Raw genomic sequence first — 23,569 nt, 5'->3', positions numbered from 1 at the left:
TTCAACCCCCCGGATTCCTGGAGGTGCGCTCGCCTCGATCTGGTAGGCTGCCGCGCAGGCGTGCTGGCGCGAGGGTGTTGCATCATCCACGGGCTCCGCGGTCGCGCTGAGGATCGAGAGCACATGCAATCTTCACAGCCACTCCGCGCTTCACACGCGGCGGCAGGCGCAGGCCGTCGAGCGCGCACAAAGGCACTCTTCCTGCTTCCGGCGCTCGCCGCCGCCGTGTCCATGTGCGGCGGTCGGAGCGACATCCTCGAGGAGCCAGGCCTCGAGGAGCCAGGCCCGGAAGCGCCAGGCCCGGAAGCGCCAGGCCCCGACGAGCCGGGCCCCGGGTGTGTCCCGGCGCCGGAAGTGTGCGACCTCGCCGACAACGATTGTGATGGGCAGCGCGACGAGGGCACGTGCCCCGCTGGAACCGCCTGCGGCGTGAGCCTCGCCGCGGACATGGCCTCACCGCCGGACAGGTGGTCCTTCAATGGGGACGCCTTCTGGGATGCCGACACGCTAACTGGCGTGCTCACCGAGGCCAGACACGGCCAGGCTGGCACCATCATTTACCGGAATGCCCTCGTCGCCGACGTCTTCACCGCGACGTTCGAGTTCCGCCTCGGCAGCGGCGACGGGATGGGCTTCATGCTCCAGACGACAGGAGAGACGGCCGTCGGCGAGCCCGGCGGCGGCCTCGGTATGGCCGGGCTCGCCGGCTACGGCGTCGAGATCGACACCTACCACAACCTCGGTTGCACGGATTCCAACAAGAACCACGTGGGCGTGGACGATCTCACGCAGCCTTGCGACGGAGGCGTCCTCGGCTCGCTGGGCCAGGGGACGAGCGGCGTCGCGCTCGGCGACGGCGCGTTCCATACGGCGCAGGTCGAGCTCAACCAAGGCAAGGTGAGCCTGATCATCGACGGCAAAAGCCAGTTCCAGGGGTTCTCCATCCCCGGCTTCCCCGTCGGGTCGAAGTTCTTTTATGGCTTCGCCGCCGGCACGGGAGACGCCACCGCGCGCCAGGAGATCCGGAATGTGAAGATCACTTTCCCCTCTCCCCGCTGCCTCTGAACGCCGGCGCCAAAGGACGTTTCGTCGCGCGATCGTCGAGGTCTGCGGCGACCTCCTGCTCGTTCCGGGGAGCAGGTGCGCCCCAGCAGCAGGTGCACCCCAGGAGCACGGCGAGCCGCGTGTGGGGCGCCCTACCGACTCGGTCTCGGGCGCACATTATCCCCATGTCAAAATTCTCGAACGGCCCTGGAATTCCCTTCCGGAGCCCCTTATCCTTCGGGTCCACCTCGTGAAGCTGTATGCTTGGGAGACAGCGGCCGATATACTGCCGGTTCGGCACCACCTCGGGTGCCGCCCGCGCGCGACGTGGACCCGCGGATGATCAAGGCACCAGGTCGCGTGAGTTTGTAAATACATTTTACTTTGGAGCATGCGAGCATGAGATCAGCACCCTTTACGCTTCTCCTCTCGGCATTCCTGTGTGCAGCCGGCTGCTCGGACAGCGGTGACGGCGATGGAGGGGAGACGACCGGCACCGGCGGCGCGACGGGCGGCACCACCAGCGGCGGCACGACGAGCGGCACCCCCAGCGGCGCGACGACCGGCAGCGGCGAGACGAGCGCCAGCAGCGGCGCGACGACCGGCAGCGGCGACACGACGAGCGCCAGCAACGGCGCGACGAGCGGCAGCGGCGGCGGCGCGACGACCGGCAGCGGCGCCGGCGGCGAGGGCACGGGCGGCAGCGATGGTACAGGCGGCGGCGCCAGCGCCAGAGTCCCCGCGGCGAGCGCCAGCACGTTGAGGGAGGCCGGTGAGAAGGCGAACCCCCCGCTGCTGATCGGAGCGGCCATCTCCGGCGGTGGTCTCGGTAACAACGACTACAAGCGCGTCGCCGCCGCTGAGCACAACTACGTGACGGCGGAGAACGAGATGAAGTGGGACGCGCTCGAGCCCAGCGCGGGGAATTTCAGCTGGGGCTCCGCGGACAACATCGTGAACTGGGCGCGCCAGAACAACATGAAGGTCAAGGGCCACACCCTGGTGTGGCACAGCCAGCTGCCCGGCTGGATGAGCTCCATGACCGGGAAGGCCAACGTCGAGGCGGCCATGCGCAGGCACATCACCCAGGTCATGGGGCACTTCAAGGACCGGCTCGACCACTGGGACGTCGTCAACGAGGCCGTCCAGACCGACAGCGACACCGGGGTCGGCAATCCCCGCATGAGGCCCACGGTGTTCTACAACCAGATCGGGGAATCGTACATCGACCTCGCCTTCCAGATCGCGAGAGAGCAGGATCCGAAGGCCAAGCTCTATTACAACGATTACAGCATCGACGCGCGCAACGACAAGGTCGAGTTCGTCTACAACATGGTCAAGGGGATGGTCGATCGGGGGGTCCCGATCGACGGCGTCGGGTTCCAGATGCACATCGGGCCGCCGAACAACGAGGCCGGTGGAGCGGACGTGGCGGCGAACATGAAGCGCTTCACCGACCTGGGCCTGGAGGTGCTGATCTCCGAGATGGACATCAACCGCTGCGGCGGCGTGGTCACGGCGGAGGAGCAGCTCACGTACTACCACGACATTGTCGCGGCCTGCTTCAAGGAGCCCAAGTGCACCGCCGTCACCTTCTGGGGGATCAACGACGGCAGGTCGTGGCTCAACGGCTGGAGCGGGGCGCTGTGCAACGGGCAAAGCTCTCAGTCGCTGCTCTTCAACGACCAGTACGGGAAGAAGGAGACCTACAACAGGGTGATGAACGCCCTGCTGGGCAAGTAGCATCCTCCGCGCGCCGCGGCGGCCACGGCGCCGGGGGCCACCAGGTCACATTCTTAGATAATAATTGAACAGGGAGGCGGGGAGACGGGGAGATTGATGGGATTTTGCTCCCCGTCTCCCCGCCTCCCTGTGAATCTTCCCGAATGACTCGGGGGAGATCGCGAGCCCGATCGCCGCCCTGTACCAGGTGCTCGATACCGAGCTGACCGAGCGGCAGCGCCGGGCGTTGATCGCCGAGCTCAAGGGCATGCCTCAGGCCGAGGCGCTCGTCAGCACCTCCCCGGCGCTGGCGCGCCGGCGCCGGGGAGTTCACCGGCTCACTGCGGGATCACGATCGGCTCGCACACCCCGCTCACGCACACGTCGCTGTCCGAGCAGCAGTCCGCGTTGGCCGTGCACTCCCCACCCGACTCCTTGCATTCCCCGCCTCCACCCGGATCCTCACCTGCATCGCTGCCCCCGCCGCCGCCGGCGGGCGGGTCGTCGCCCTCACACGTCGGCGTGGGGCACGGCCCCGGCGTCACGGTGACCGTGTCCGACGGGTACTTGCTCGGAGAGGCGTGCACATAGCTGATGGTCGCGTCGCCGAAGCCCGCCGAGCCGAACGCCGAGGCGCTCACCCACACGTCGTAAACAACGCGGTAATCCCAGTCCGGCGTCTCCGAATTGGGGGTGTAGTTCTCGTCCGTCTCCGGGGAGTCGACGAGGTACGCGCCGTACCCGCACGCGTTGAGATCGCGGTCGAGCGAGGTGGTCGCCGCGACGACGGCGCCGGCGTCTCCGAGGAGCATCTTGCCCTCTCCGCCGAGCACGCCGAGCGACGCATAACCCGAGGGGCTCGCCTCGTCGGCCGAGATATAGTCGACGTAGAAGTCGAGCACGAGCTCTCCCTTCCCGTTCGTCAGCTGGAACTGGGCCTTGTCGCTGCCCACGAGATCCTTGAACGTGTGGCCCCCGTGCCCCTTCGGCTTCGGCCCGTCGCCGGGCTTCGGGCCGCCGGGCTGCGGGCCGCCGGGCTCCTCGCCGCCGCCCCACCCGATGGCCGTCTCGCCATACGTGTTGTCGACGAACGCGGGGTTGAGCGTCAGCCGCACGTGCACGAGCTCCTCGCTCTCGGCGATCTCGACGACCCGCTCGACGAAGGCCATCGGGGTCGTCGGGTCGCTGTTCGTGTAATAACAGTCGACCTGGGCGGTCCCGTCCACGGGGACCCCCCGGGCGCTCGCGCCGCACGACAGCGGATCGAGATCCGCGGTGATGGGATCGCCGGCGCCCGACATGCCGGATCCCGGGAAGCTCGGCGCCGGCGCGCTGCCCTCGTCGTCCGAAGGGACGCAGTCTTCCCCGGAGACGATGCGGCCGTCTGCGCCTCCTGTGCCCGATAGGGAACAGCCCGAGCCGAAGGCCGCGAGCGACAACAGCCCACCACAGAACCACCCTGTCAACGCGAATGAACGCATCGGGATCCTCCCAATTCGAAAGCAAGCACGACATGGAGCGCGGCCGGCGAACCCGATCGCCGGCGCGATGATCTCCTCGATGAAGTGAAGGTCGCCGGAGGCGCCGGGAGCAGGCAGGGTTTCGTCAAAAATCGAGACGGGCTCGCGCGCGGGCGCTCAGGGGCGAGCGCCGCCGGGGCGGGAGGCGGACGTGGCCTCCTCGCGCCCGAAGCCCTGCGGGTAGTCCTTGAGGTACCGGCGCGCCTCGGCCGCCGTCCGGTCCTTGTCGCCGAGCATCTCGATCGCGCGCAGGCGCTCCACGCGGGCGATCTCGGCGAGCGGCGAGTCCGGGTAGCGGCCGAGGAGGAGGTCGAGCCGCTCGATCGCCCGCCTCGGCTGCCCGCGCCTCCGCGCCGCCATCGCGCCCTGGAGCAGCTCGTTCTCGGCCGTGAGCGAGGCGCGCGACGAGGCCTGGCGCGCGTCGCGCGGCGCGCGCGGCTCCCCCGCGCCGCCCTCGCCGGCCCCGTCGCCCCTGCCGCCCTCGCCGGCGGCGCTGTCCTGACCGAGGTCGCGAGGCGGCGCCGGCGCGTCGCCCGGGCGTCCCTCGGCGGGCCGGTCCGACCGGCGCTCCTCGTCGCGGGAGGACCACGTCTCGCCTGGGCTCAGGAAGCGCTCGACCTCGCCGCGGTGCACGGCGACCCGCCCTTCCACGACCGACACGCGCGTCTCGGCGGGCTCTCCCGCTGTATCGGGCCGCCGCTCGACGGAGAAGCGCGTCCCGTGCACCGTGACCACGGCGTCCGACGTGCGCACCGACAGGCTCGTGCCTGCCGGCAGCGGCGGCACGTCGACGGCGATCCTGCCCTGCTCGAGGGCGACGACGTCACCCGCGCGGTCGCGCCCGGCGCCCGCCGGCGCGAACCTCACGCGCGTCGAGGGCCCGACCTCGACGGTGGCGCCCGTCGCGAGCGACGCCTTCGCCCGCGCGCCCTCGCCGGTCCGGAGCTCCTCGTCGCTCGCGAGCGGCACGAGGGCGAGCGACGGCGGCGAGCGGGTCGCGCCCCCGGCCGCGATCTCGACCGAGCCCTGGAGCGCCGTCACCTGCGCCGCGGCGGGCGGGGCGTCGCGCGCCCGGACCACGATGAAGACGCCGGCGGCCGCCGCGGCCAGGACGGCCGCCAGCGCCGCCGCGGCCACGGCGGCCCGCTTCCGCCGGGCGGCGCGGGCGCGCCGCTCCGCCGCGTCGGCGACGAGCTGGTCGATGCGGCCGGCGATCCGCTGCTGGAGGTACCTCGCCTGGATCCTGGGCAGCGGCGGCACCGGCTGCTCGACCAGCGCCCGCAGCGAGGCCTCCACGCCGTCCACGCCGGCCGCCGCGGCGCGATCCTCCGGGGTGGTGTCAACGTCGTCCTGCTTCATCGTGGCTCCTCGGGTCGAGCGGGGTCGCGTCGCGCCGCCGCCTCGGGTTCACAGCGCGCCTGGAGCTCCCGCCGCCCCCGCGACAGCCGCGACTGGGCCGCGGCCACGGAAACACCGGTCAAGTCAGCGATTTCCTTGAGAGAATAGCCCATGGCGTGGAGCAGCAGCGCGGTCGCGCGGTCGCCGTCCATCGCCGCGATGTGCTGGCGCAGGGCCTCGAGATCGCGCTGCGCGCTCACCTCGCGCTCGGGGTCGGCGCCCTGCGAGGGCGGCTCGGGCCCGGCGCCAGGCTCCGGCGACCCCGGCGTGCGATCGATGACCTTCCGCTCGCGCCGGCGGGCGCGCAGCGCGCTCAGCCCGACATGGCAGGCGATGACGGACGCCCAGCCCGCCAGGCTGCACTCCCCCGCGTACCGGTGTTTGGTAAGTGTGCTCACGATCTGCTCGAACGCGCCCTGCACGAGGTCGGCGTGGTCCTGCTCGCGGCAACCCAGGATCCGGTACAGGGTCCGGTCGACGACCGGCAGCAGGTGCTCGTAGAGCCGCAGGCCGATCCCTCGTTCGCCGCGCTGGAAGGCGAGCAGGATCTCCTCGTCGCTGGCGGGCGCGGGCGCGGGCGACGGCTGGCCCCCGGCGCCCTGGGCGGAGACGAGCCTGAGCCGGCGGCTGGCGGGGTGTGGCTCGGCGGTTCCCATGCTCATGCACAGTAGCCGGTCCGCCCGAAAGCAGGCTGAACGGCGGAGGATCTTCCTCGATCCCGCCGCGCCGCCTCCCTGGTTTCGCCAGCGAGGAGTCCGGCCGGGATCCTTGTCGCTCTAGCGTGTCGCGCAGAGCGGCCCGAGCCCGCCCTCCAACGCGGCGACCGGCAGCCCTCCGCGCACGAGCGCCGCCTCGGACACGCGCGTGCGCCCGGCCACGGCCGCCATGAGGCCCGGGCAAAGGCGCGCCGCCGCGCCGAGCGCCGCCTGGCCGGGCCGCCGCACGAGGCCGTGAGAGAGGCCGGTCGCGAGCAGCACCTGCCCGAGCACGTCGCGCGAGAGCCGGCGCTGGAACGCCTCCGCGCTCGCCCCTTCGAGGTACGCCGTGGTCGCGAGCCGCGCGCTGTGCAGCGCGATCGACATGCCGTCTCCAGAGAAGGAGGGGATGACCGCCGCCTGATCGCCGAGGCGCCATATCCCGTCCGCGCGGCGCTGGACATGGCCGTACGGGATCGCCGAGAGCGCGAGCGGCCGCGCCCGGCACGGCTCCGCGCCCGCGAGCCGCGCGTCGAGGTGCGGCGACCCCTCGCGCATCGCGCAAAGGAGGCGGTCCCAGCGCTGCCCGAGCGCGGCGAAGCGGCTCTTGCGGACGAGGAGGCAGAGGTTCGCCCGGCCGCCCTCGACCGGCTGCAGACCGGCATAACCGCCCTCGAACAGCACGAGCTCCACGTGCCTGTCGAGCTCCGCCGCCTGCCGAGGCGACAGCCGCCAGTGCAGCTTGAAGGCGACGAGATCGTCCTGCAGCCCGGAAGGCCGCCTCAGGCCCCGGACGTCGTGCTTGCCGGTCGCGAGGAACGCGGCGCGCGCCTCGATCGCGCTGCCGTCCTCGAGCCGCGCCCCCCAGCCCGCGCCCGCCCGCGTGAGCGCCTGGACCCGGACGCCCCGCCGGATCGACGCGCCCGCCGCTGCGGCGCGCGCGAGCAGCGCCTCGTCGAGCACGCGGCGCGACAGGCTGAGCGCGGAGAACGGCAGCGCGGCGGCCGCGACCCGATCGCGCTCGACCAGGCGCACGGCCTCGATAGGCACCGCGCCGAGCGCCGGCAGATCGAGCCCGAACGACGCAAGGTAGAGCGCGGCCTCGCGCGACAGGAACTCGCCGCAGACCTTGTCCGCCGGGCAGGCCTCGCGCTCGATCAGCGCGACCTCGCGCCCCGCCTGCGAAAGGAGCAGCGCGACCGCCGCCCCGGCCAGGCCTCCTCCGACGACCACAGCGTCGTTCACGGGACCTTGAGCCTCCCGGCGGTGAGCCGGAACGGCATCCACCATCGAACCTCGACGGCGCGCGGATCGAGCCCGGCCTCGGCGATGAGACGCCGCCAGTCGCTCGCCGAGAAGGCGCGGGCGATCGACACCGGGCCATCGTGCTGCACGAAGCGGTGCCAGCCTGCGAGGCGCGAGAGGTGGCGGAAGAAGTGATAGGGCAGCGGGTGGCGGTGCAGATCGTTGATGAACCAGCCGAGCCGCGCCTTCGCCTCCATCCAGGCCAGGAAACGGACGACCACCGGATCGGGGAGATGGTGCGTGAAGAGCGAGCTCAACACGACGTCGATGCCGCCGGGCGGCTCGTAGGCGAAGGCGTCGGCGGTGACCCAGGTGATCGGCCGGCCCGGCGGAGTCGCCTCGACGGCCGACCGGCGCGACCACGGGTTGAGGTCGACGCCGGTGAGCGAGACGGCGATGCCGCGCTCTCTGGCCCACGCGTCGATCCCCCGCAGCATGTCGCCGTAGCCGCTGCCGACGTCGATCACCTCCAGCGGCCGGTTCTCGGGCAGGCCGCGCAGGCCGCGCGCGACGAGGCGATCGAGGAACGCGAACGTCGGCCGGTGAGCGAGGGTCAGCCGGTTGACCTGCGCCAGATCGACGAGGCAAGCGCGGAAGTCCTCGAAGTCCACGGGCTGGGTATCCATCAGCTCGTCGAGCGTGGATCGACGCGAGAAGTCGAGGGCGCCCATCGGTCTAGTCCGTATGAAACAGCATCGTCTCGGCGGTCAAGCCTGGACCGAACGACATGGCGCATCCGCGCATGCCCGGCCGCGCGTCAGCGACGATCGACTGCAGCACGAACATGAGGGTCGCCGAGGACATGTTGCCGAAGCGCGCGAGCACGTCGCGCGACGCCGCGAGCGCCGCCGGCCCGAGCTCGAGCGCGCGCTCGACCGCGTCGAGCACCGACCGCCCGCCGGGGTGCACCGCCCAGAGGTCGATCTCGCCTGGCGCGGCGCCGTCCAGGATCGCGCCCGCGGCGGCCTTGAGCCCCCGGTCGATCGCGCCCGGCACGCGGCCGGACAGGAACATCTCGAAGCCGAGGTCGCGGATGCTCCACGTGATGAGCTCGCGCGTCCCGGGCACCACGACGGCGTGGAGCCGGTCGAGCGCGAGCCCGATCGGCTCGGCGCTGACCACGGCCGCGGCGCAGCCGTCGCCGAACAGGAGGAACGACAGCATCTGATCCATGGCGATGGCCTCCTGCAGGTGCAGCGTGCACAGCTCGACGTTCACCACGAGCACGCGCGCCTCGGGCGCTGACCGCACGATATGCCGCGCGAGCTTCAGCGCGTTGATCGCCGCATAACACCCCATGAAGCCGATCGTCGTGCGCTCGACCGATGGATCGAGGCCGAAGCGCTCGACGAGCTCGAGGTCGATGCCCGGCGCGGAAAAGCCCGTACACGACGTCACGATGACATGGGTGATCCGGCGCGCCGCGCTCCCGAGGTCGAGGCCGGAGACGGCCTGCGCGGCCAGCTCCGGCGCGTGCTTCTCGTACAAACGCATGCGGTCCGCGGTCGTCGGGAAGCTGCCGCGCAGGTAGAACCGCCCCGCGTCGACCGAGGCGCCGCCCACCTCGACGCTCGGGGCCAGCACGGAGAACCGGTGTGAAATCTGCGCCTTGTCCGCCATCCGCCCGAACAGCACGCGGCTGCGCTCGTCGCTGAACAGCGTGCTCGCGAAGCGGACAAAAGAGGAGTGCACGTCGTGCGGCGGCACGGCCGTGGCAATGCGGTTGATGTAGGCGGTTGCCGGCGGCCGTCCCTTCGCGTCCGGGCCTCGGCAGGCATCATCGCCGTGCACTAGGCCTCTTCGTGAGTCGTTAAAATTGGTCACGCTCGCAAGAAGCAGGCACGGAGCATGCCACCTGCGGCGTTGCGCCGCCGACCGACGGAGGGAGAACGTGGCGTCCGCGACGTCGACCCAGCTGGTTCCCGCAGCTGCCGACTGCGGTTTCGCCCGCTTTCCGGGAGGCGGCCGCCAAACGGCCGCCTCCCGGCAGGTCAGCAGGCGTGGAACAGGTTCGCGAAGTAGGTCTGCGTGAACTGCGTGTCCACGAGAGACCCGCTCGCGTTGAAGCACCGGACACCGACGTCGAGCAGGTCCGGATCCGAGGCGGGAGTGCTCCAGCCGGTCACGTTGCAGTATTCGGGACCCGTCCCGTACGCGGTGGCCAGGGCCGCCCCGCTCGGGACCGCTGTGCCGCTGCCCATCTCCGGATATTTGATCAGATAACGCCCGGTCGAGAGCCGCTGCGCGGTGAGGATCTCCGTGATGTCGTTGCACTCGGACGTGATGCGGTGGTGCTGGAACGTGAGCGAGGGCGTGTAGCTCGCCGCGGTCGGCTCGTGCGCCCACACGAAGCCGCCGCTCTCGGTCGCCGCGTCACGCACGTCGCGGATGTACCTGAGCGAGAAGCGCGAGTCCGCCGGCGCGCCGCCCGGACCGAAGCAGCGCACCTCGACGTCCGTGTCCGTCCCCACCCGCTGCCATTCCGCCGTCTTGCAGTACTCGGCCCCGGTCCCATACGCCGTCACGAGCATGGAGCCGCCGTCCGACGCCTGCCCGGCGAGCGTGACGATGTAGCGGCCCGTGCGGGTCCGGTTGACGGTCGACGGCGCGCCCCACTGATACGTCGGCGAGGGGGTGAACACATCGGTGCTGGGCCGATCCACCCACACATAGGCTCCGTCGCTCGAGACCGCCGTGCCGCCCGCGAAGCGGGCATACGAGACGACGAAGGGGGAGTTCGCCGCCTGGCCAGCCGCCGTGTGGCAACGGATGTTGACCTGGAGCGCCGCCCCGGCGGTCCCCCACGAGGCCACCTTGCACCGCTGGCCGTCTCCACCCGCCGCGTTCACCTGGACGTTGCCGCCGCTTCCGCTCAGGCCATCGAACGTGGCCGTGTACACCCCGACGCCGGAGCTCGCAACACGCGTCGCGCCCCCGGACGAGTTGAACGATCGCACCGGGACGAGCCCGGATCCGTTGTAGAAAGCCCAGCCGGCGGCGTCGCCCGAGCGCAACGCTTCTTCGCTCGCGTCAACGCTCTCGCCCGCGGGATCTTCCACCATGGGCTCCTCCGCCGGCACGGCGGCGCACGCCGGCGCGGCCGCCACGACGAGCAGCGCGAGAACGGACCGGGGACCACGGCGGAGCGATTCGATCTTCAGATTCGTCTTCATGTGTTTCTCCATGGCTGCCATCGCGGCCTTCTCTGGCCGCACGACCCGAGGGCGGAGCTCCGCTGTCGAGGCGACAGCGGCTCTCCCCTCCCCTGCGTCGGGCGCCGTCCAGACCATTGGCAACGGGTGTGCCAGCGCGATCGGGCCGAAAAGCCTGGGCATCGCGCCGGCCGTGGAGCGCCGTTGCGCGCGCGGCTGCGCAACTGCGCGGGCGCTCGCTCAACGCGCTCGATGTCGTTGCTCTCCCCGCCGCCCTGGCTGCCTGCAGCCACGTCGAGATCCCCCGCACGACCCTCCGGACGTCACGTTCGTAGGATGCTTTCCCCCCTATTTCGTGCTGAGCCATGGGCGCCTTCCTTTCGCCGAGCCTCGGGCTCGCCGGGAACGTAGGCGTCGCCGCAGCGCCGCGGGAGTAACAAAGCTGTCGCGATTCGCGATGTAAAGTAATGTAAAGGGTGCTTGAATCGATGGACCTCGGAAGCATTGATGGGCTGGCGGGAGCCTATCGCGATGGCTCCCGTCCTGGCGTGCTCGCGGCGAGCGCATGAATCCGACGATTCGCTCGCGCGGGTACGCCCTCCAGACGCGCACAACGAGGAACATGACACGATCGATTCATCACAGTACACGCAAGCTGCTGAGCCGAGCGAGTCTGCTGCTGACGTGCTGGGCGCTGAGCGCCTGCGCCGTCGCCGGGGAGCCCCATGAAGAGGCCCCGGTCGAGACAGCCGAGCTCGCGCTGACGCAGCAGGACTCGGTCTTCGGGTTCGAGAACGTGGCCGACTGGACGGCCTCGGACGGGATCCTCGAATCCTCGACGCACCACACGGAGGGCGCGGCCGCGCTCGGGCTGCGCGACTTCTCGTACGCGGAGCTGACCTCTTCGGCGCTCTCCACCCTGTCGGGCGTCACGGACGAGCTCGCGCTCGACATCCGGGTCCCCGTGAGCTCGGTCTGGGGTCAGGTGCACATGTACGTGAGCAGCCCGACGCTCGGCTTGAACAGGGCCTGGGTGGGCCTGGCCTCGCTGGAGAACGTGCCGGAAAACACGTGGAGCACGCTCTCGTTTTCGGTGCCGGCTCACCTCGAGAGCGCGTTTCAGCAGCAAGTCTCGGATCTCCGGATCACGCTGGCGCTGAACGTGCCCGAGTCCAGCACGGCCACCGTGCTCGACAACCTCCGCTTCGAGGGGGGCACGCCAACTCCGGCTTGCGGCGACGGCAGCCCCTATACCCTCGACGTCACCACCGTCCCAAACTTCAATGACGTCATCCTCGAGGACATGATTTGCACGTTCTACACCGTGTACCCGCAGCTCGTGCAGCGCTTCAACCCGGCCGCGGCCACCACGGTGGGGCTGCACATCACCGACCAGCCCGGCATCGCCTGGGCGAGCGGCACCAACACCTTCTACAACAGGCAGTTCATGCTCGACAACCCGCTGGGCGCGGACGTGGTCGTGCACGAGACGATGCATGTCGTCCAGCTCGGGTACTGGGGCGAGGTCCCCGGCTGGATCATCGAGGGGGGCGCCGACTATGTGCGTGACGCCTACGGCCTCAAGAACGAGGAGGCCGGCTGGTCCATCCCGAGCGGGTGGACGTACGGGTCGCATTACCTCTTCGGCTACGGTGATGCGGCCGCCTTCTTCAAATGGATGGACGCGACGTACCGCGTGGGCCTGCCGCCAGTGGTCGACGCGCTCGACGACATCCTGCGTCAAGGGGAGTACTCGAGCGAGACGTGGGTCGGCTTGACGGGCTACGATCTGGAGACCCTGTGGCAACAGTACTCGAACTACAACGCCCCGCCGCCTGCCACCTCGGGCATCACCGTGTACGAGCACGACGCCTTCGGCGGCAGGGCGGTCGTGCTCGACCGCGGGCAGTACGACGTTCTCGACATCCGCGCTCGCGCGATCGCAAACGACTGGATCTCCTCGATCCAGGTGCCCCCCGGCTACACGGTCACGGCGTACTACGACGCGGGGTACACCGGCACCTCGGTGCAGTACACCTCCGATGCGCCAACCCTGGGAGCCATGAACGACAAGATCTCCTCCATCGTCGTCGAGTGATGGCTTAGGGCGTTATCGCCGAAGCGCTCGCCTGAGGCTCCGCCCCGGAGCTCATCAGCGTTAACCGCGCTCGCTCGGTCACGCGCGAGCGCGGGGAACGCCGTGAGCGACTGGTCCACGAGGACGTCGCCGCCGAGCTCCACCCAGTTCGTGTGTGCGTAGAAGTCCTGCACCGCGTGAAGCGAACGGGAGAACGCCAGCAATGCCAGCGCATCACCATCCAGCTGCGCGATGCCCGGGCCCAGCGCCGCCACCGCCTCGGCTTGCTTCTCGGCGATGAAGGCGGCTCCTCCGCTGAAGTTGCAGTCATCGAAGTGAGCAGCATTGCTGAAGTAGAACTCGGCGTCCGTCGACACGTTGCCGATCTTCAGAGCGCTGATCACTGCAGGCTTCAGGAACGCCAGCGCGGTGCTGGTGATCTCTTCGTGGTTCGGCTCACCCGGCGCCGTTGAAAACGCATCGGCGCTCTCTCCGAGCGCCTCGGCTGTTCCAGGCTCGCCGGCGCAGCCGAGCGTCAGCGAGACACCCAGGACTCCCACGATGAACGCAGCGTGCTGATGCATGTCTTGCAGCATGTCTTGTGTAACTGCAAAGCCCGGTCCAGGCGTGCGGGCTGAGCGTTCGTTGAGAGAGACGCGCGGAAGGAGCTTGCGTGAACGCGCTCGCGCCCGATGAGCGCACCTCATCGCCTGTCATTCCCTTCCACGCGCGAACCGCACGCGTGCCTCACTGCGGCATTCCGCCACGCGCTTCCCCTTCTCCCTTACCGCAGCGTCGAGCCCTGCCAGGTTGACCAGGAGCGACATCGGGCGGAGCCGCGGCCCCGCGTGTCGCCGCGTCACGCGCCGAGCGTGGACGGGTCGTGGCGCGTCACCCAGGTCTTGATTTGCAGCTCGCAGAAGATGAGGCGAGGCGCAATGAAGCCTGCCTGGGCCAGGAGCGCGAAGACCTCGGCGTCCGAGGCCGGCATCTTCAACGACGCCATGGCCTTCCGTCGTTGCTCCGCCGCTTCGGGCGGCCGCCCCTCCGCGAGGGCCCGCCGGTCCTCGACGGCGCTCAGCAGCGGATCGTCTCCAGTCCGACAGCCGATCACGAAGGGCGCCCCCGCCTTCAGGCGCCCGGCGACCTCCCGCAAGAGCTCGACGCGCGCCTCATCGCCCGGGACGTGGTGCAGGACGCCGATCATCTGGGCGCCGTCGAACAAGGGCCCGCGCGCGAGATCGCGCAGCTCGCAGGCATGCAGGCTCGTCCGCTCGAGGAGGCCTTCCGCCGCGAGCTTCTCTCTCGCGACGGCGACCATCTCCGGCGAGGGGTCGACGCCCGTGAAACGAACGCCGGCCCCCGCGTAGCGCGCGAGCGGCTTCACCTCGCTCCCGGTCCCGACGCCGACGATCAGCAGCGACGCCGCCTCCTCGTCGGGGAGCGCAGCGGCGATCACCTCGGCGATGACCTGCTGCATGACGCCATAACCCGCCCAGAAGCGGCGCACCTGGTCGTCGTAGCTCAAGGCTCGCTCGCGCCCGAAGTTCACTGCGTGTTTCCCGTGCTCGTCCGTCTTCATCACGCCTTCTCCTCGGCGGACGGTCGCCCGGACCGCCTCCAGCAGGGGAGTATCACCCTTGGTGCAGCCTCGACAGGGCGGGGGTTTCGATCCGATTGGCGGGGCTTTCTGTCGCGACCCCCGCCGAACCACGTCGGGCGGACAGGGCCGAGGTCGCAGCGCCGACCACATAGACCGTTCGCCCGAACCCTGCGTCGGCCGATCCGCCCGGGCGAAGGACGGCCCCGATCCCACGCGTCGGCTTCGCGCTCTTCTGCGCGCCGCCGCTGTGGAGTAGATTCTTCGGGAGCCGGTAGAAATCCGTGAGGCTCGCCCGTCATTGTCACAGCGGGACATGCGGTTCCGCTGGAGGAGCCAACGACATGCGATTCATGATGCTGATCCACCACGACGAACCCGCCCTCGCCGCGGCCCCGCAGAAGGAGCTCTGGGCCGAATACGCGGCCTTCAACGAGGCGCTGGCCAAGGCCGCCGGCTCTGCTCCGGGTGAACGTCTGCAGCCGAGCTCGGCGGCGACCACCGTGCGCCAGCACGACGGCAAGACCGATGTGCTCGATGGCCCCTATGCGGACACGAAGGAGCAATTCGCCGGCTACTTCTTCGTCGAAGCCCCGAGCCTCGACGAGGCGATCGCCTGGGCCAAGCGCTGCCCGTCGAGCAAATACGGGTCGATCGAGATCCGTCCCGTCATGGATCCCCAGGCGGGTGGGAAGCGCTGATGGTGTCGGGCGAGGCCATCCGTGCTGCCGAAGCGCGCGGTGTCCCCGACAGCGGCAGCAGCCCACACGAGAGGCAAACCATGAAGCTGACCGCGAGGTCGGTCGGGTACTGGATGACGACGGGGATCGTCGTGTTCGCGATGACCAGCGGAGGTATCGCTGAGCTCGCGCAGCGACCGGAGACGATCGACGGCATGAAGCATCTGGGTTATCCCGTGTACTTCGTGATGATCATCGGCGTGTGGAAGCTGCTCGGCTCGCTGGCGCTCCTGGCCCCAGGATTCCCGAGGGTCAAGGAGTGGGCCTACGCCGGCATCTTCTTCAACATGACGGGCGCAGCAGTGTCCCACCTGGTTTGCCACAGTCCCGCGTGGCACGTCCCCGTGACGCTGGGCTTCGCCGCGCTCGCCGTCGCTTCGTGGGCGCTTCGGCCGGCAAGCCGGACTCTCGGCCGCCGGTCGATCGTGGCCCCCCCAGGTAGGCCAGCGGGAGTGATGTGATGGACGAGGCCGGTCGTGCTGCCGAGCGCGTGGCGCGCGAGAGCTACGGCCGCCTCGTCGCCTTCCTGAGCGCGCGCACCCGCGACGTGGCGGGCGCGGAGGACGCGCTCGGCGAAGCCTTCACGTCCGCCCTGCGCGTGTGGCCGGCGGAGGGCGTACCGGACAATCCGGACGCTTGGCTGCTGACCGCGGCGCGCCGACGGCAGACCGACACGGTTCGCCGAACGCAGACCCGCAAGGCCGGGGAGGAGCACCTGCAGCTGATCGGCGACGAGATCGAAGCGGTGGCAGACGAGCAGGACGTGATCCCGGACCGCCGACTCGCCCTGATGTTCGCCTGCGCCCATCCGGCGATCGAGCGCGCCGTTCGTGCGCCGCTGGTCCTCCAGACCATCCTCGGCCTGAGCGCCGAGGATATCGCCGCTGCCTTCATGATTCCGCCCAAGACCATGGGGCAGCGGTTGGTCCGGGCCAAGACCCGCATTCGCGACGCAGGCATTCCCTTTCGCGTGCCCGACCCGGAAGAGCTGCCCGAACGCCTCGACGCCGTTCTTGACGCGATCTATGCCGCTTACTCCAAAGGCTGGAACGAGGTGGGCGACGACGCCGTCCCCGAGCTCGCCGACGAGGCGATCTGGCTCGGCCGCATGGTCGTCTCCCTGCTCCCCGACGAACCCGAGGCGAAGGGCATGCTGGCGCTGATGTTCTACACCGCCGCCCGCCGCGCGGCCCGGCGCGACGCGGCCGGCGCCTATGTGCCGCTCGAACAACAGGACACAGGTCTCTGGAACAACTCACTGATCGCGCTCGCCGAAGACCTGCTACATCAGGCGAACGCTGCGGGGCCGAGCGGTCGCTACCAGATCGAGGCGGCGATCCAGTCCGCGCATGTCGCCCGCCGCCTGGCCGGCGTCTCCAGCTGGCCGGCGGTGGTTGCGCTCTACGACCATCTGCTGGCGCTCACCGGCTCGCCGGTGGTCATCCTCAACCGGGCAGTCGCGCGCGCCGAGGTGGACGGCCCGCGCGCCGCACTTGCCGATCTGACGCCGCTTGAGGCCGACAAACGCATGCTCTCCTACCAGCCCTACTGGGCCGCGAAGGGTCACCTGCTCGCCCGCGCCGGCGACACGGCCCCGGCCGTCGAGGCGCTGACCATCGCCGTCGGACTCACGACCGACGAGGCCCTGAAGGCATACCTCCTGAAACGGTTGGCGTCGCTGCGAGCGACCTGAGGCTCCTCGGCATCAGGTAGGCGACGATTGTCGGGCGTGTGGCGCCCGCCGCCGTCGCTTGAGCTTCGGCGCTGCGGCGAACATGGCACGCATCGCCTGCATGGCCTGCGTCCGACGAGCTGATTTCGTGCTTCATCACGGACGACGACAGGTCTGATCGCGCTGAGTTGCTTTCACCAGGTGATCAACGGGGAACGACGCACCCAGGCGTCGTCGCGCACCTGGTCCAAGACAAAGCTCGCAACATCTGCTCGCGATATGGTTCCGCCGTGGAAGCTGGAGAGATCCGTGAGAGCCCGGATCGTGTCGCGGCTGGGCTTGTCGTTGAGGACGGAGGGGCGGACGAGGATCCAGTCGAGCCCGCTATCTCTGACGATGGTCTCCTGCCGGTTCTTGTCGGCGTACTACCTCGGAAAGCGGGGCGCCTCCCAGGAGGCAGTCCCGTCGTTCATGTCCCTCGTGGTGCTCAGAGCCGGCCCTCCGCGAGCAGTTCGCGGGTGCGCTTCAGCGTTGACAGCAAGGCGCTCTTGTAGCCCTTATCGCTGTTCATCCACTCCTGCTCGGCCTGCTCCTCGGGGCCGTTCGGCTCTTTGCCGCGCAGGCCGAGGTAGCAGTAGAAGCGGAGCTGGAGCGTGCCGTCGGCGTCCTCGAACAGCTCGTTGATGATCGCGCCCTCGCGGGGACCGGTGGCCTGGAAGAAAGTGACCTTGCTCTGCGGCTCGAACGTGATGATCTCGCGCAGGTCGCCGCCTGCGATCGTGGCTTCACGCACGATGTGAGAACCGCTCTCCTCGACGACGTCGCAACGGGTGCAGAGGCCGGGCGGGAGGAACAGGCGGGCGTCGCGGGCCTTGAGGACCAGGCCCTCCCATGCCTGCGCGCGGGTCAGCTCGGTCTCGCCTTCCGGGTTCACAGGGACGGTGGCGGTCGAATAGATCATGATGATATTCCTTGTCGTGAGTGTCGAGCATCGCTCGGCCGTCAGTGCGGCACGTTCACGTACCGGTCGCTGTGGATCACCGACAGGTAGACGATCCGCTCGATGCTGGCCTCGCGGGCGAGGTTGAGCGCGATCAGGGCCTGGGTGAATTCGTCAGGCACCACGGCGTTGAGCAGGAAGAGTGTGGCCGACCGTGCCGCTCGCGCCGGTAACGAGGATGGACATGGGGATCACTCTGGTTGGGGTCTAAAGACACCCTGTAAATTAGTGGTTTACATTCGCGCCGATAGACGTTATTCTGGGACAGACCGTCTCACCGGTGGAACGCATGGATCTGCTTGCTCTCGCTGATTTCAGCCTCGTCGCCCGACACGGAGGCTTCGGACGAGCCGCACGCGCCGCGGGGCGCCCGAAAGCGACCCTGTCCCGCCGGGTCGCGGAGCTGGAGGCCGCCCTCGACCTGCGTCTCTTCGAGCGCGGGGGGCGCACGCTGAAGCTCACCGAGGAAGGACGGGCGCTCTTTGAGCGAACGGGGGCATTGCTTACCGAGCTCGACGAGACTGCGGCAGCGATCGCCTCGGGTGGGGATCGGCCGCGAGGCAAGTTACGAATCAGCGCGCCTTTGCTCTTCTCGCAGGCCGCGATGGGCAAGCTTGCGGCCGGGTTCGCGCTGAAATATCCGGAGGTCCGGCTTGAGGTCACGACGGAAGATCGGACCGTCGACATGGTGGAGGAAGGTTACGACCTGGTGATCCGGGTCAATCCGGATCCGGATGAGAGCCTTGTCGGACGAATCTTGCTGCGCGATCGGCTGGTGGTCGTCGCGAGCCCGGGCCTCGCTCGACCGGCGGACAACCTCGCTGTTCCGGCTGTAGTGCGGGGGGCAGGCGACCGGACTGCAGCCTGGGATGTCGTGGCGCCAGCCGGAAGATCGCGCATCGTGGTTGATCCAGTCATGCGCCTATCGTCGCTCTTCATGGTCCGCGATGCTGTCCGAGCGGGCGTCGGCGCCGGACGCCTCCCCATTTCACTTGTAAGTCGCGATCTGGCCGCTGGAACTCTGGTGCACTGGGGCGATGTGGACGGCCCAGACATCGCCGTGTGGACGCTCTATCCGTCCCGGCGGCTGCTGAGCGCTCGTGTGTCCGCCTTCCTCGACTATTTGAAGGAAGCCTTTCCCATGGGAAAGCCTGACGAGCTGGCGGCCTATATCGGGGCATAAGGCGGCTAACCCCGCCGCCTTCTACGCTACGGCACGTACTTCCACTGCGATCCACGGCAGCCTCTTTTCCAGAGCGAGGCGCCCGCGCCAGATCGACTTGCCGGAGGGTGAGCATGGCGCGGGCGAGAAGCGCTGGAGCAGCCGCCGGAGGCCGGTCTCGTCGAGCTGCCCGAGGGCGCCCTCGATCGGCATGCGCGCTCGTACGAGCGCGTCCTCCCGCCGGGCGATGCGCTCCGGGTGCAGCCGGGCCCGCGTCTGGCGCCACACCTGCTGGCGATCGAGCATGGGCGGCGACGATACCCCGGCGCGGCTCCTGTCGACCGCCTCACGCGAACGGGCGTCACCCTGGCCGGGCGAGGCCCTCTGAGCGATCATGCCCTCGTGGAAGCCCTGCTCCTCTCCGCGCTGGGGGTCGCGCTGACGCTCGGCCTCGGCGGGGCCGGGCTTCGATGGGCGCTGCGGCGCGCCGGGCGAGAGCGCCTGCGCCGGGCGTGCGTCGAATCGATCGCGCAGCTGCGGCCAGCCCGCTTTGCCGCCGTGAGGGGCCGAGCGATGCCCGTCGGCGAGCCGCTCGTTTCGCCCTTCAGCGGGCGCCCGTGCGTCGCCTTCCGGGTCGTACGCTGGCGGCAGGAGCGCAAGGGCGGCTTAGGCCTCAACAACCTGGGCTTCATCTGGGTCCGTCTCGATCGGGCTCGACGCGAACGACGAGCGGGACGGCCATCGCGCGTCGCCGCCGCCGATCGAGCTTCGGCCCGACGACGAGCCGCTCTACATCGGCGACGGCCGACGACCGGACGCGTGATCCCCGATGTCCACCGCGGTGGACGACCTCGCGCAGGGGAGCGCCCGCGTCACGCGCGCAGGTCGACGGCTTCCCCGTCCGCCTCCACCTCGGCGCGGCGACCGTTGACGACGGGCAGGACCGATACAGATAGCCCGCGCAAAGGCACGCCGATCTGTCAAGAGTTTCCCGCCAACGACCGGCAGTTGACATAACGTACAACAGCGGCTCCAACGCCGTGGCGCTCGCGACCGGCGACGTGAACGATGATCGACGACACCCGAGGCATCGCTTCGATCGCGTGCTCGGATCGTCACGTGACAGATACCGGCCCGGGGTGGACCTCGGAGGACGCGCCGGCTACGGCGCCTCGACCACCGTGCGCGACTCCTTCGCCTGGATCACGTCGGGGAGCAGGAACGGCACCGGGCGCGTCTGGTTCTTTCGCCAGAGCTCCGCCTGATCGCGGAAATGTGGGCTCTCGGCGTCCCAGACATTGCCTCCGGGAATGGCGTTCCACGCCTTCGGCCCCGCCGGGTCGAGCTCCACGACGAGCCGTTGCGACGGGCCGTGGACGTACCGGAAATCCGGTGATTCGTCGAGCGCCCACGAGAGGCGATAATCCGAGGAGTCCACCGCGAACTCGTCGCCGCCGCGCGGAAAGCCGCCGCTCCAGAGGGGATCGCTCGACGGAGGGATGCTGAGGCTGCTGAAGAGGGGGACGAGCGCGTCGAAGGTGACCGTGTGAAAGGCGCCCCAGCGGGGCGCCGCAGCCCCGGAGCCGCCCTGTCGATCGAGCCAGGCGAGGACGTCGAGCAGGGCGCGCAGCACGCGCTCGTCCCTGGACTCGACCGCTGGCGTGCCCATTTCGTCCCACAGCGTGCTGTCCTGCACGGCCGGATCGAAGGTGGCGAGCTGCTCCCGATCGGCGGAGAACAGGTGGAGGAGCGCCTTCGCCGACAGCTCCCGGGAGAACGACGAGAAGCCCATCTGGCCGAGCTCGTCGCCCAGCACCCGGCGCACCACCCGGACGAGCCAGAGGTTGAAGACCAAGGTCGCCTCCGAGGCGCGGGCGTCGATCGCGCCGGGGCCATCGCCCTCGTCCGCGAGCGGCATGGCGGTATCGAGATCGATGCCGGCGGCCGCCTTGTAGTCCGCCTCCCTGCCCCAGCCGTCGAGGAGCGCCCGCAGGGCGGCGAGGCGCTGCAGGTCGTCGGCTGTGGCGTCCGCGACGAGCGCGCTCAGATCGGCGTGAGTACCGGGCGTCGCGCGCTCCTCGTCGGCGCGGTCCACGGCGCGGAGGAGGTGAGGCACGAGCCTCGCGCCGAGCGCAGACTTGATGTCGCCCTGGATCGCCGCGCAATCCTCCGGCGACAGAGGTCCCTCGTGGGCATCGATCCGCTCCTGGATGCGGCCCTCGCGAAACCCGATGTCGAAGCTGCACCCCAGGTACATGGGGGTGCCGTCGGGGAGCGCGCCGTTCGATGGATCGTTGTCCAGGGAGTCCCCGATGGGGTCGTTGTTCGCCGTGGCGATGTATCCCGCCGGCGGGTTCTTCGCCCGGGGGATGAGGTGCTCGGGGAGCGTCCCGGTCCACTCCGCCGTCCCGTCGCCGGGGAGCACCATGCAGGGGAGGACGCCCGTATAGGTGGCCGCGTCCCAGGCGAACGCCTCGCGAGACCGCGTCGGGATCGCCGCGTGCGTCGTCCAGAGGATGTCGCCCGCGGCGTCGCCCATCACCCAGTTCTGCGCGCCGACGCTGAATTTCGAGAGCGACTCCTGCGCATCATCGACCGAGCGAGCGCGCAGCAGGCCGAAGATGGCCTCCAGCTCCTTCGTCGGCTCCAGCCCCGTCCAGCGGACGCTGAGCGCCCCCACGGCCGGGTCCGGATCCACCACCGCGTGGTCGACGATGGTCGGCAGGAGCGGGCCGTGATGGGGCACGATCGGGACACGGTAGGTATAGGGCTCGCTGCCAGCGATCGCGATGACCTCCTCGACCGTCTGGAGGGGCACTGGATTGCCCTTGAAGAGCACGGCCTTGCCGTCGGGCGTGAGCTTCTCGGCATAGACATCGGTGACATCGTACATCGCGACCGTCGCTCCCCACCCGACGTGCTCGTTGTGGCCCAGGATGATCCCCGGAATCCCGGGGAAGGTGACGCCCCCGACGTGAACATCGCGGCTCGCGTCCTTGCCCTCGGGCGCGGTGACATGGATCGAGACGGCATACCAGACGGCCGGCGCGCTCAGCGACAGGTGGGGATCGCTGGCCACGAGCGCGTGCCCCGTCGCGCTCCGGCTCGCGTGGATGGCCCAGTTGTTCGAGCCGAAGCCCTCCGGGGCGACCTTGCTCCTGGCGCGCTGGACCGCGCTCAGGTAGCCGGTCAGCGACGAAATGAGCTTCGCGCGGCCCGGCGCGGCGCGGCCCGGTCGTCGCGCGCGAGACGCTCTCTTCGCCGCCTTGCCCTCCGCCGTTTGTGCCTTCTCCCGCGCCGGGGAGGCGGGATAGCCGCTGCTGGTCACCGCGGGCTCGGAGGGGGCGAACCTCAGGAAGTCCCGCTCGAAGCCGGCGCGCTTCTGCGCGAGCGGATCGGCGCTGCTCGACGCGAACGTCGTCCGGGCGGCGTCGAAGAACTGCTGCATGGTGATGTCCAGCTCGGCGTCGAACGACAGGAGGTAGCTCTGGAAGCGGCTGATCACGAGCGAGTCGACGCCGCTCCAGTCGGTGAACGCCTTGACGGGTATCCCCGTCGCGCCTCCGGGGAGGAGGATGTCCCCGGAGCGGATCTTCCTGAACACCTGGGTCACCCCGTCCGCGTACGCGTCGAGCATCTGGCGGAGCTCCCCCTCGGGGAGCGCGTCGTACTGGGCCCTGGCGATCCGACCGAGCCCTACATGGCGAAGAGCGATGTCCTGATCGATGGTGGTGGGATCGAGGTCGCCGAAGAGCTCTGCGAGCCTCCCCTGGGCGGTGCGCCGCAAGATCTCGAGCTGAAGCGCGCGGTCGCGCGCCGTCAGATACCCTTCGACGCGCATCGCGTCCACGAGGTCCTCGGCATAGATATGGGGCCTACCGTCCCTGTCCTGGACGACATCGACGGCAGAGAGCAGGCCGTCGATGGTGAGCCGCCCGTCGACGGGCAGATCCGGCCGATCGCCGAGTGGACCGAACGTCGCGGAGGAGGGCGGGCTGCCGTCGGGCGCGCCGGCGTCGGGATCGCTGGGCGCGCCCGCGTCGGGCGCGCTGCTGCCGGGACCACGGTCGTCCGAGCACCCGAGCATGCCCGTGAGCCCGGTGACCAAGGCGAGGACGCAATGTGCCGAAGACAATGACAGTCGCATGAACGCTCCTTGGTGGGATGGAAGCGAGCCACCGCGGCGGTGTCGCCGCGCGACGCGGTGGCTGGAACAGCACGTCGTCAAGCGAGGTAGGGTTCGGAGCTCCTTTCGCGGCAACATGGGCCTGGGCACGACCGGCAAGAGGGAGCGTACCTTGGCGCGGTGTCTGGGCCAGCATGACACGCAGACGCCGCCGCGGCCCGTACCGGACCGCCGCCGCGCCAAGCCGTCTGAATCTTACCTTGGTCCCCCGGGTCGCTGGAGCCGTCCGATCTCGATCTCGAGCGCGGCGCCGTGGTGCTCGACGAAAACAAGACGGATGACCGACGCGCATGGGC

Annotated in this window: 19 protein-coding genes and 2 pseudogenes; 7 read left to right on the top strand and 14 right to left on the bottom strand. The window is 69.8% G+C overall.

What is annotated here, in order from left to right; translation table 11 throughout:
• The first annotated feature begins 231 nt into the window (after positions 1 to 231).
• Both WMF39_RS11735 and WMF39_RS11730 read left to right on the top strand, forming a co-directional pair.
• Complete coding sequence (locus tag WMF39_RS11735; RefSeq protein WP_437747965.1) at positions 232 to 1,065, top strand: L-type lectin-domain containing protein; 834 nt, start codon at positions 232 to 234, stop codon at positions 1,063 to 1,065.
• 378 nt (positions 1,066 to 1,443) lie between these two features.
• Positions 1,444 to 2,787 (top strand): endo-1,4-beta-xylanase, encoded by a 1,344-nt coding sequence (locus WMF39_RS11730; RefSeq protein ID WP_437745618.1) that lies wholly within the window; start codon positions 1,444 to 1,446, stop codon positions 2,785 to 2,787.
• 317 nt (positions 2,788 to 3,104) lie between these two features.
• Here WMF39_RS11730 and WMF39_RS11725 read toward each other — a convergent pair whose 3' ends face one another.
• The 7 genes from WMF39_RS11725 to WMF39_RS11695 form a co-directional block, all read right to left on the bottom strand.
• Positions 3,105 to 4,247, bottom strand: coding sequence for a hypothetical protein (locus tag WMF39_RS11725; protein ID WP_437745617.1), 1,143 nt, complete (start codon positions 4,245 to 4,247; stop codon positions 3,105 to 3,107).
• A 156-nt stretch (positions 4,248 to 4,403) separates the two neighbouring features.
• On the bottom strand, positions 4,404 to 5,645 hold the full coding sequence (locus WMF39_RS11720; RefSeq protein WP_437745616.1) for a FecR domain-containing protein: 1,242 nt from the start codon (positions 5,643 to 5,645) through the stop codon (positions 4,404 to 4,406).
• Positions 5,642 to 6,340, bottom strand: coding sequence for an RNA polymerase sigma factor (locus WMF39_RS11715; protein ID WP_437745615.1), 699 nt, complete (start codon positions 6,338 to 6,340; stop codon positions 5,642 to 5,644). The genes WMF39_RS11720 and WMF39_RS11715 overlap by 4 nt, the downstream gene beginning before the upstream one ends.
• Positions 6,341 to 6,460: 120 nt before the next feature.
• A complete protein-coding gene (locus WMF39_RS11710) occupies positions 6,461 to 7,624 on the bottom strand; it encodes an NAD(P)/FAD-dependent oxidoreductase (RefSeq protein WP_437745614.1) in 1,164 nt (387 codons plus the stop codon).
• On the bottom strand, positions 7,621 to 8,355 hold the full coding sequence (locus WMF39_RS11705) for a methyltransferase domain-containing protein (RefSeq protein WP_437745613.1): 735 nt from the start codon (positions 8,353 to 8,355) through the stop codon (positions 7,621 to 7,623). Before WMF39_RS11705 ends, WMF39_RS11710 begins: the two co-directional genes overlap by 4 nt.
• 4 nt (positions 8,356 to 8,359) lie before the next feature.
• Positions 8,360 to 9,475 (bottom strand): type III polyketide synthase, encoded by a 1,116-nt coding sequence (locus WMF39_RS11700; protein WP_437745612.1) that lies wholly within the window; start codon positions 9,473 to 9,475, stop codon positions 8,360 to 8,362.
• A 200-nt stretch (positions 9,476 to 9,675) separates the two neighbouring features.
• Positions 9,676 to 10,857, bottom strand: coding sequence for a hypothetical protein (locus WMF39_RS11695; RefSeq protein WP_437745611.1), 1,182 nt, complete (start codon positions 10,855 to 10,857; stop codon positions 9,676 to 9,678).
• Positions 10,858 to 11,458: 601 nt separating this feature from the next.
• Between WMF39_RS11695 and WMF39_RS11690 the strand changes: the two genes are divergently transcribed.
• Complete coding sequence (locus tag WMF39_RS11690) at positions 11,459 to 12,934, top strand: basic secretory protein-like protein (RefSeq protein WP_437745610.1); 1,476 nt, start codon at positions 11,459 to 11,461, stop codon at positions 12,932 to 12,934.
• Here WMF39_RS11690 and WMF39_RS11685 read toward each other — a convergent pair.
• Positions 12,835 to 13,509, bottom strand: coding sequence for a hypothetical protein (locus WMF39_RS11685; RefSeq protein ID WP_437745609.1), 675 nt, complete (start codon positions 13,507 to 13,509; stop codon positions 12,835 to 12,837). The genes WMF39_RS11690 and WMF39_RS11685 overlap by 100 nt on opposite strands.
• A gap of 263 nt (positions 13,510 to 13,772) precedes the next feature.
• On the bottom strand, positions 13,773 to 14,495 hold the full coding sequence (locus tag WMF39_RS11680) for an SAM-dependent methyltransferase (protein ID WP_437745608.1): 723 nt from the start codon (positions 14,493 to 14,495) through the stop codon (positions 13,773 to 13,775).
• A 362-nt stretch (positions 14,496 to 14,857) separates the two neighbouring features.
• On the opposite strand from WMF39_RS11680, the gene WMF39_RS11675 reads away from it, so the two are divergent.
• From WMF39_RS11675 to WMF39_RS11665, 3 genes are all read left to right on the top strand, one after another.
• A complete protein-coding gene (locus WMF39_RS11675; protein WP_437745607.1) occupies positions 14,858 to 15,214 on the top strand; it encodes a YciI family protein in 357 nt (118 codons plus the stop codon).
• Between the two features lie 80 nt (positions 15,215 to 15,294).
• Positions 15,295 to 15,714 (top strand): DoxX family protein, encoded by a 420-nt coding sequence (locus WMF39_RS11670; RefSeq protein WP_437745606.1) that lies wholly within the window; start codon positions 15,295 to 15,297, stop codon positions 15,712 to 15,714.
• On the top strand, positions 15,714 to 16,946 hold the full coding sequence (locus WMF39_RS11665) for an RNA polymerase sigma factor (protein WP_437745605.1): 1,233 nt from the start codon (positions 15,714 to 15,716) through the stop codon (positions 16,944 to 16,946). Before WMF39_RS11670 ends, WMF39_RS11665 begins: the two co-directional genes overlap by 1 nt.
• Positions 16,947 to 17,119: 173 nt before the next feature.
• Here the strand turns inward: WMF39_RS11665 and WMF39_RS11660 are convergent.
• The 3 genes and pseudogenes from WMF39_RS11660 to WMF39_RS11650 form a co-directional block, all read right to left on the bottom strand.
• Positions 17,120 to 17,350 (bottom strand): annotated as a pseudogene (locus WMF39_RS11660) (NAD(P)H-binding protein); the annotation flags it as partial.
• A gap of 62 nt (positions 17,351 to 17,412) precedes the next feature.
• Positions 17,413 to 17,886 (bottom strand): SRPBCC family protein, encoded by a 474-nt coding sequence (locus tag WMF39_RS11655; RefSeq protein WP_437745604.1) that lies wholly within the window; start codon positions 17,884 to 17,886, stop codon positions 17,413 to 17,415.
• Between the two features lie 44 nt (positions 17,887 to 17,930).
• Positions 17,931 to 18,074 (bottom strand): annotated as a pseudogene (locus WMF39_RS11650) (NmrA/HSCARG family protein); the annotation flags it as partial.
• 140 nt (positions 18,075 to 18,214) lie between these two features.
• Here WMF39_RS11650 and WMF39_RS11645 point away from each other — a divergent pair.
• The gene (locus WMF39_RS11645) at positions 18,215 to 19,108 is read left to right on the top strand and encodes a LysR family transcriptional regulator (protein ID WP_437745603.1); all 894 of its coding nucleotides are present in this window, start codon (positions 18,215 to 18,217) and stop codon (positions 19,106 to 19,108) included.
• 21 nt (positions 19,109 to 19,129) lie between these two features.
• Here the strand turns inward: WMF39_RS11645 and WMF39_RS11640 are convergent, their stop codons facing one another.
• Together WMF39_RS11640 and WMF39_RS11635 are read right to left on the bottom strand one after the other, a co-directional pair.
• A complete protein-coding gene (locus WMF39_RS11640; protein ID WP_437745602.1) occupies positions 19,130 to 19,393 on the bottom strand; it encodes a hypothetical protein in 264 nt (87 codons plus the stop codon).
• 856 nt (positions 19,394 to 20,249) lie between these two features.
• Entirely contained in the window at positions 20,250 to 23,234 is a 2,985-nt protein-coding gene (locus tag WMF39_RS11635; RefSeq protein WP_437745601.1) for a penicillin acylase family protein, read from the bottom strand.
• Positions 23,235 to 23,569 lie beyond the last annotated feature (335 nt).

Origin of the sequence: Sorangium sp. So ce1504 (assembly GCF_051521635.1) — a bacterium.
In the GTDB taxonomy this organism is placed as follows: domain Bacteria; phylum Myxococcota_A; class Polyangia; order Polyangiales; family Polyangiaceae; genus Sorangium; species Sorangium cellulosum_B.
The sequence above is the reverse complement of the archived record's forward strand: the minus strand, read 5'-3'. Positions and strand labels throughout refer to the sequence as shown.

Excerpts from the sequence above, each read along its gene's own strand:
- WMF39_RS11735 (WP_437747965.1), top strand. The coding sequence starts at position 232 with ATGTGCGGCGGTCGGAGCGACATCCTCGAGGAGCCAGGCCTCGAGGAG.
- WMF39_RS11730 (WP_437745618.1), top strand. The coding sequence starts at position 1,444 with ATGAGATCAGCACCCTTTACGCTTCTCCTCTCGGCATTCCTGTGTGCA.
- WMF39_RS11725 (WP_437745617.1), bottom strand. The coding sequence starts at position 4,247 with ATGCGTTCATTCGCGTTGACAGGGTGGTTCTGTGGTGGGCTGTTGTCG.
- WMF39_RS11720 (WP_437745616.1), bottom strand. The coding sequence starts at position 5,645 with ATGAAGCAGGACGACGTTGACACCACCCCGGAGGATCGCGCCGCGGCG.
- WMF39_RS11715 (WP_437745615.1), bottom strand. The coding sequence starts at position 6,340 with ATGGGAACCGCCGAGCCACACCCCGCCAGCCGCCGGCTCAGGCTCGTC.
- WMF39_RS11705 (WP_437745613.1), bottom strand. The coding sequence starts at position 8,355 with ATGGGCGCCCTCGACTTCTCGCGTCGATCCACGCTCGACGAGCTGATG.
- WMF39_RS11695 (WP_437745611.1), bottom strand. The coding sequence starts at position 10,857 with ATGAAGACGAATCTGAAGATCGAATCGCTCCGCCGTGGTCCCCGGTCC.
- WMF39_RS11690 (WP_437745610.1), top strand. The coding sequence starts at position 11,459 with ATGACACGATCGATTCATCACAGTACACGCAAGCTGCTGAGCCGAGCG.
- WMF39_RS11685 (WP_437745609.1), bottom strand. The coding sequence starts at position 13,509 with ATGCTGCAAGACATGCATCAGCACGCTGCGTTCATCGTGGGAGTCCTG.
- WMF39_RS11680 (WP_437745608.1), bottom strand. The coding sequence starts at position 14,495 with ATGAAGACGGACGAGCACGGGAAACACGCAGTGAACTTCGGGCGCGAG.
- WMF39_RS11675 (WP_437745607.1), top strand. The coding sequence starts at position 14,858 with ATGCGATTCATGATGCTGATCCACCACGACGAACCCGCCCTCGCCGCG.
- WMF39_RS11670 (WP_437745606.1), top strand. The coding sequence starts at position 15,295 with ATGAAGCTGACCGCGAGGTCGGTCGGGTACTGGATGACGACGGGGATC.
- WMF39_RS11665 (WP_437745605.1), top strand. The coding sequence starts at position 15,714 with ATGGACGAGGCCGGTCGTGCTGCCGAGCGCGTGGCGCGCGAGAGCTAC.
- WMF39_RS11655 (WP_437745604.1), bottom strand. The coding sequence starts at position 17,886 with ATGATCTATTCGACCGCCACCGTCCCTGTGAACCCGGAAGGCGAGACC.
- WMF39_RS11645 (WP_437745603.1), top strand. The coding sequence starts at position 18,215 with ATGGATCTGCTTGCTCTCGCTGATTTCAGCCTCGTCGCCCGACACGGA.
- WMF39_RS11640 (WP_437745602.1), bottom strand. The coding sequence starts at position 19,393 with ATGCTCGATCGCCAGCAGGTGTGGCGCCAGACGCGGGCCCGGCTGCAC.
- WMF39_RS11635 (WP_437745601.1), bottom strand. The coding sequence starts at position 23,234 with ATGCGACTGTCATTGTCTTCGGCACATTGCGTCCTCGCCTTGGTCACC.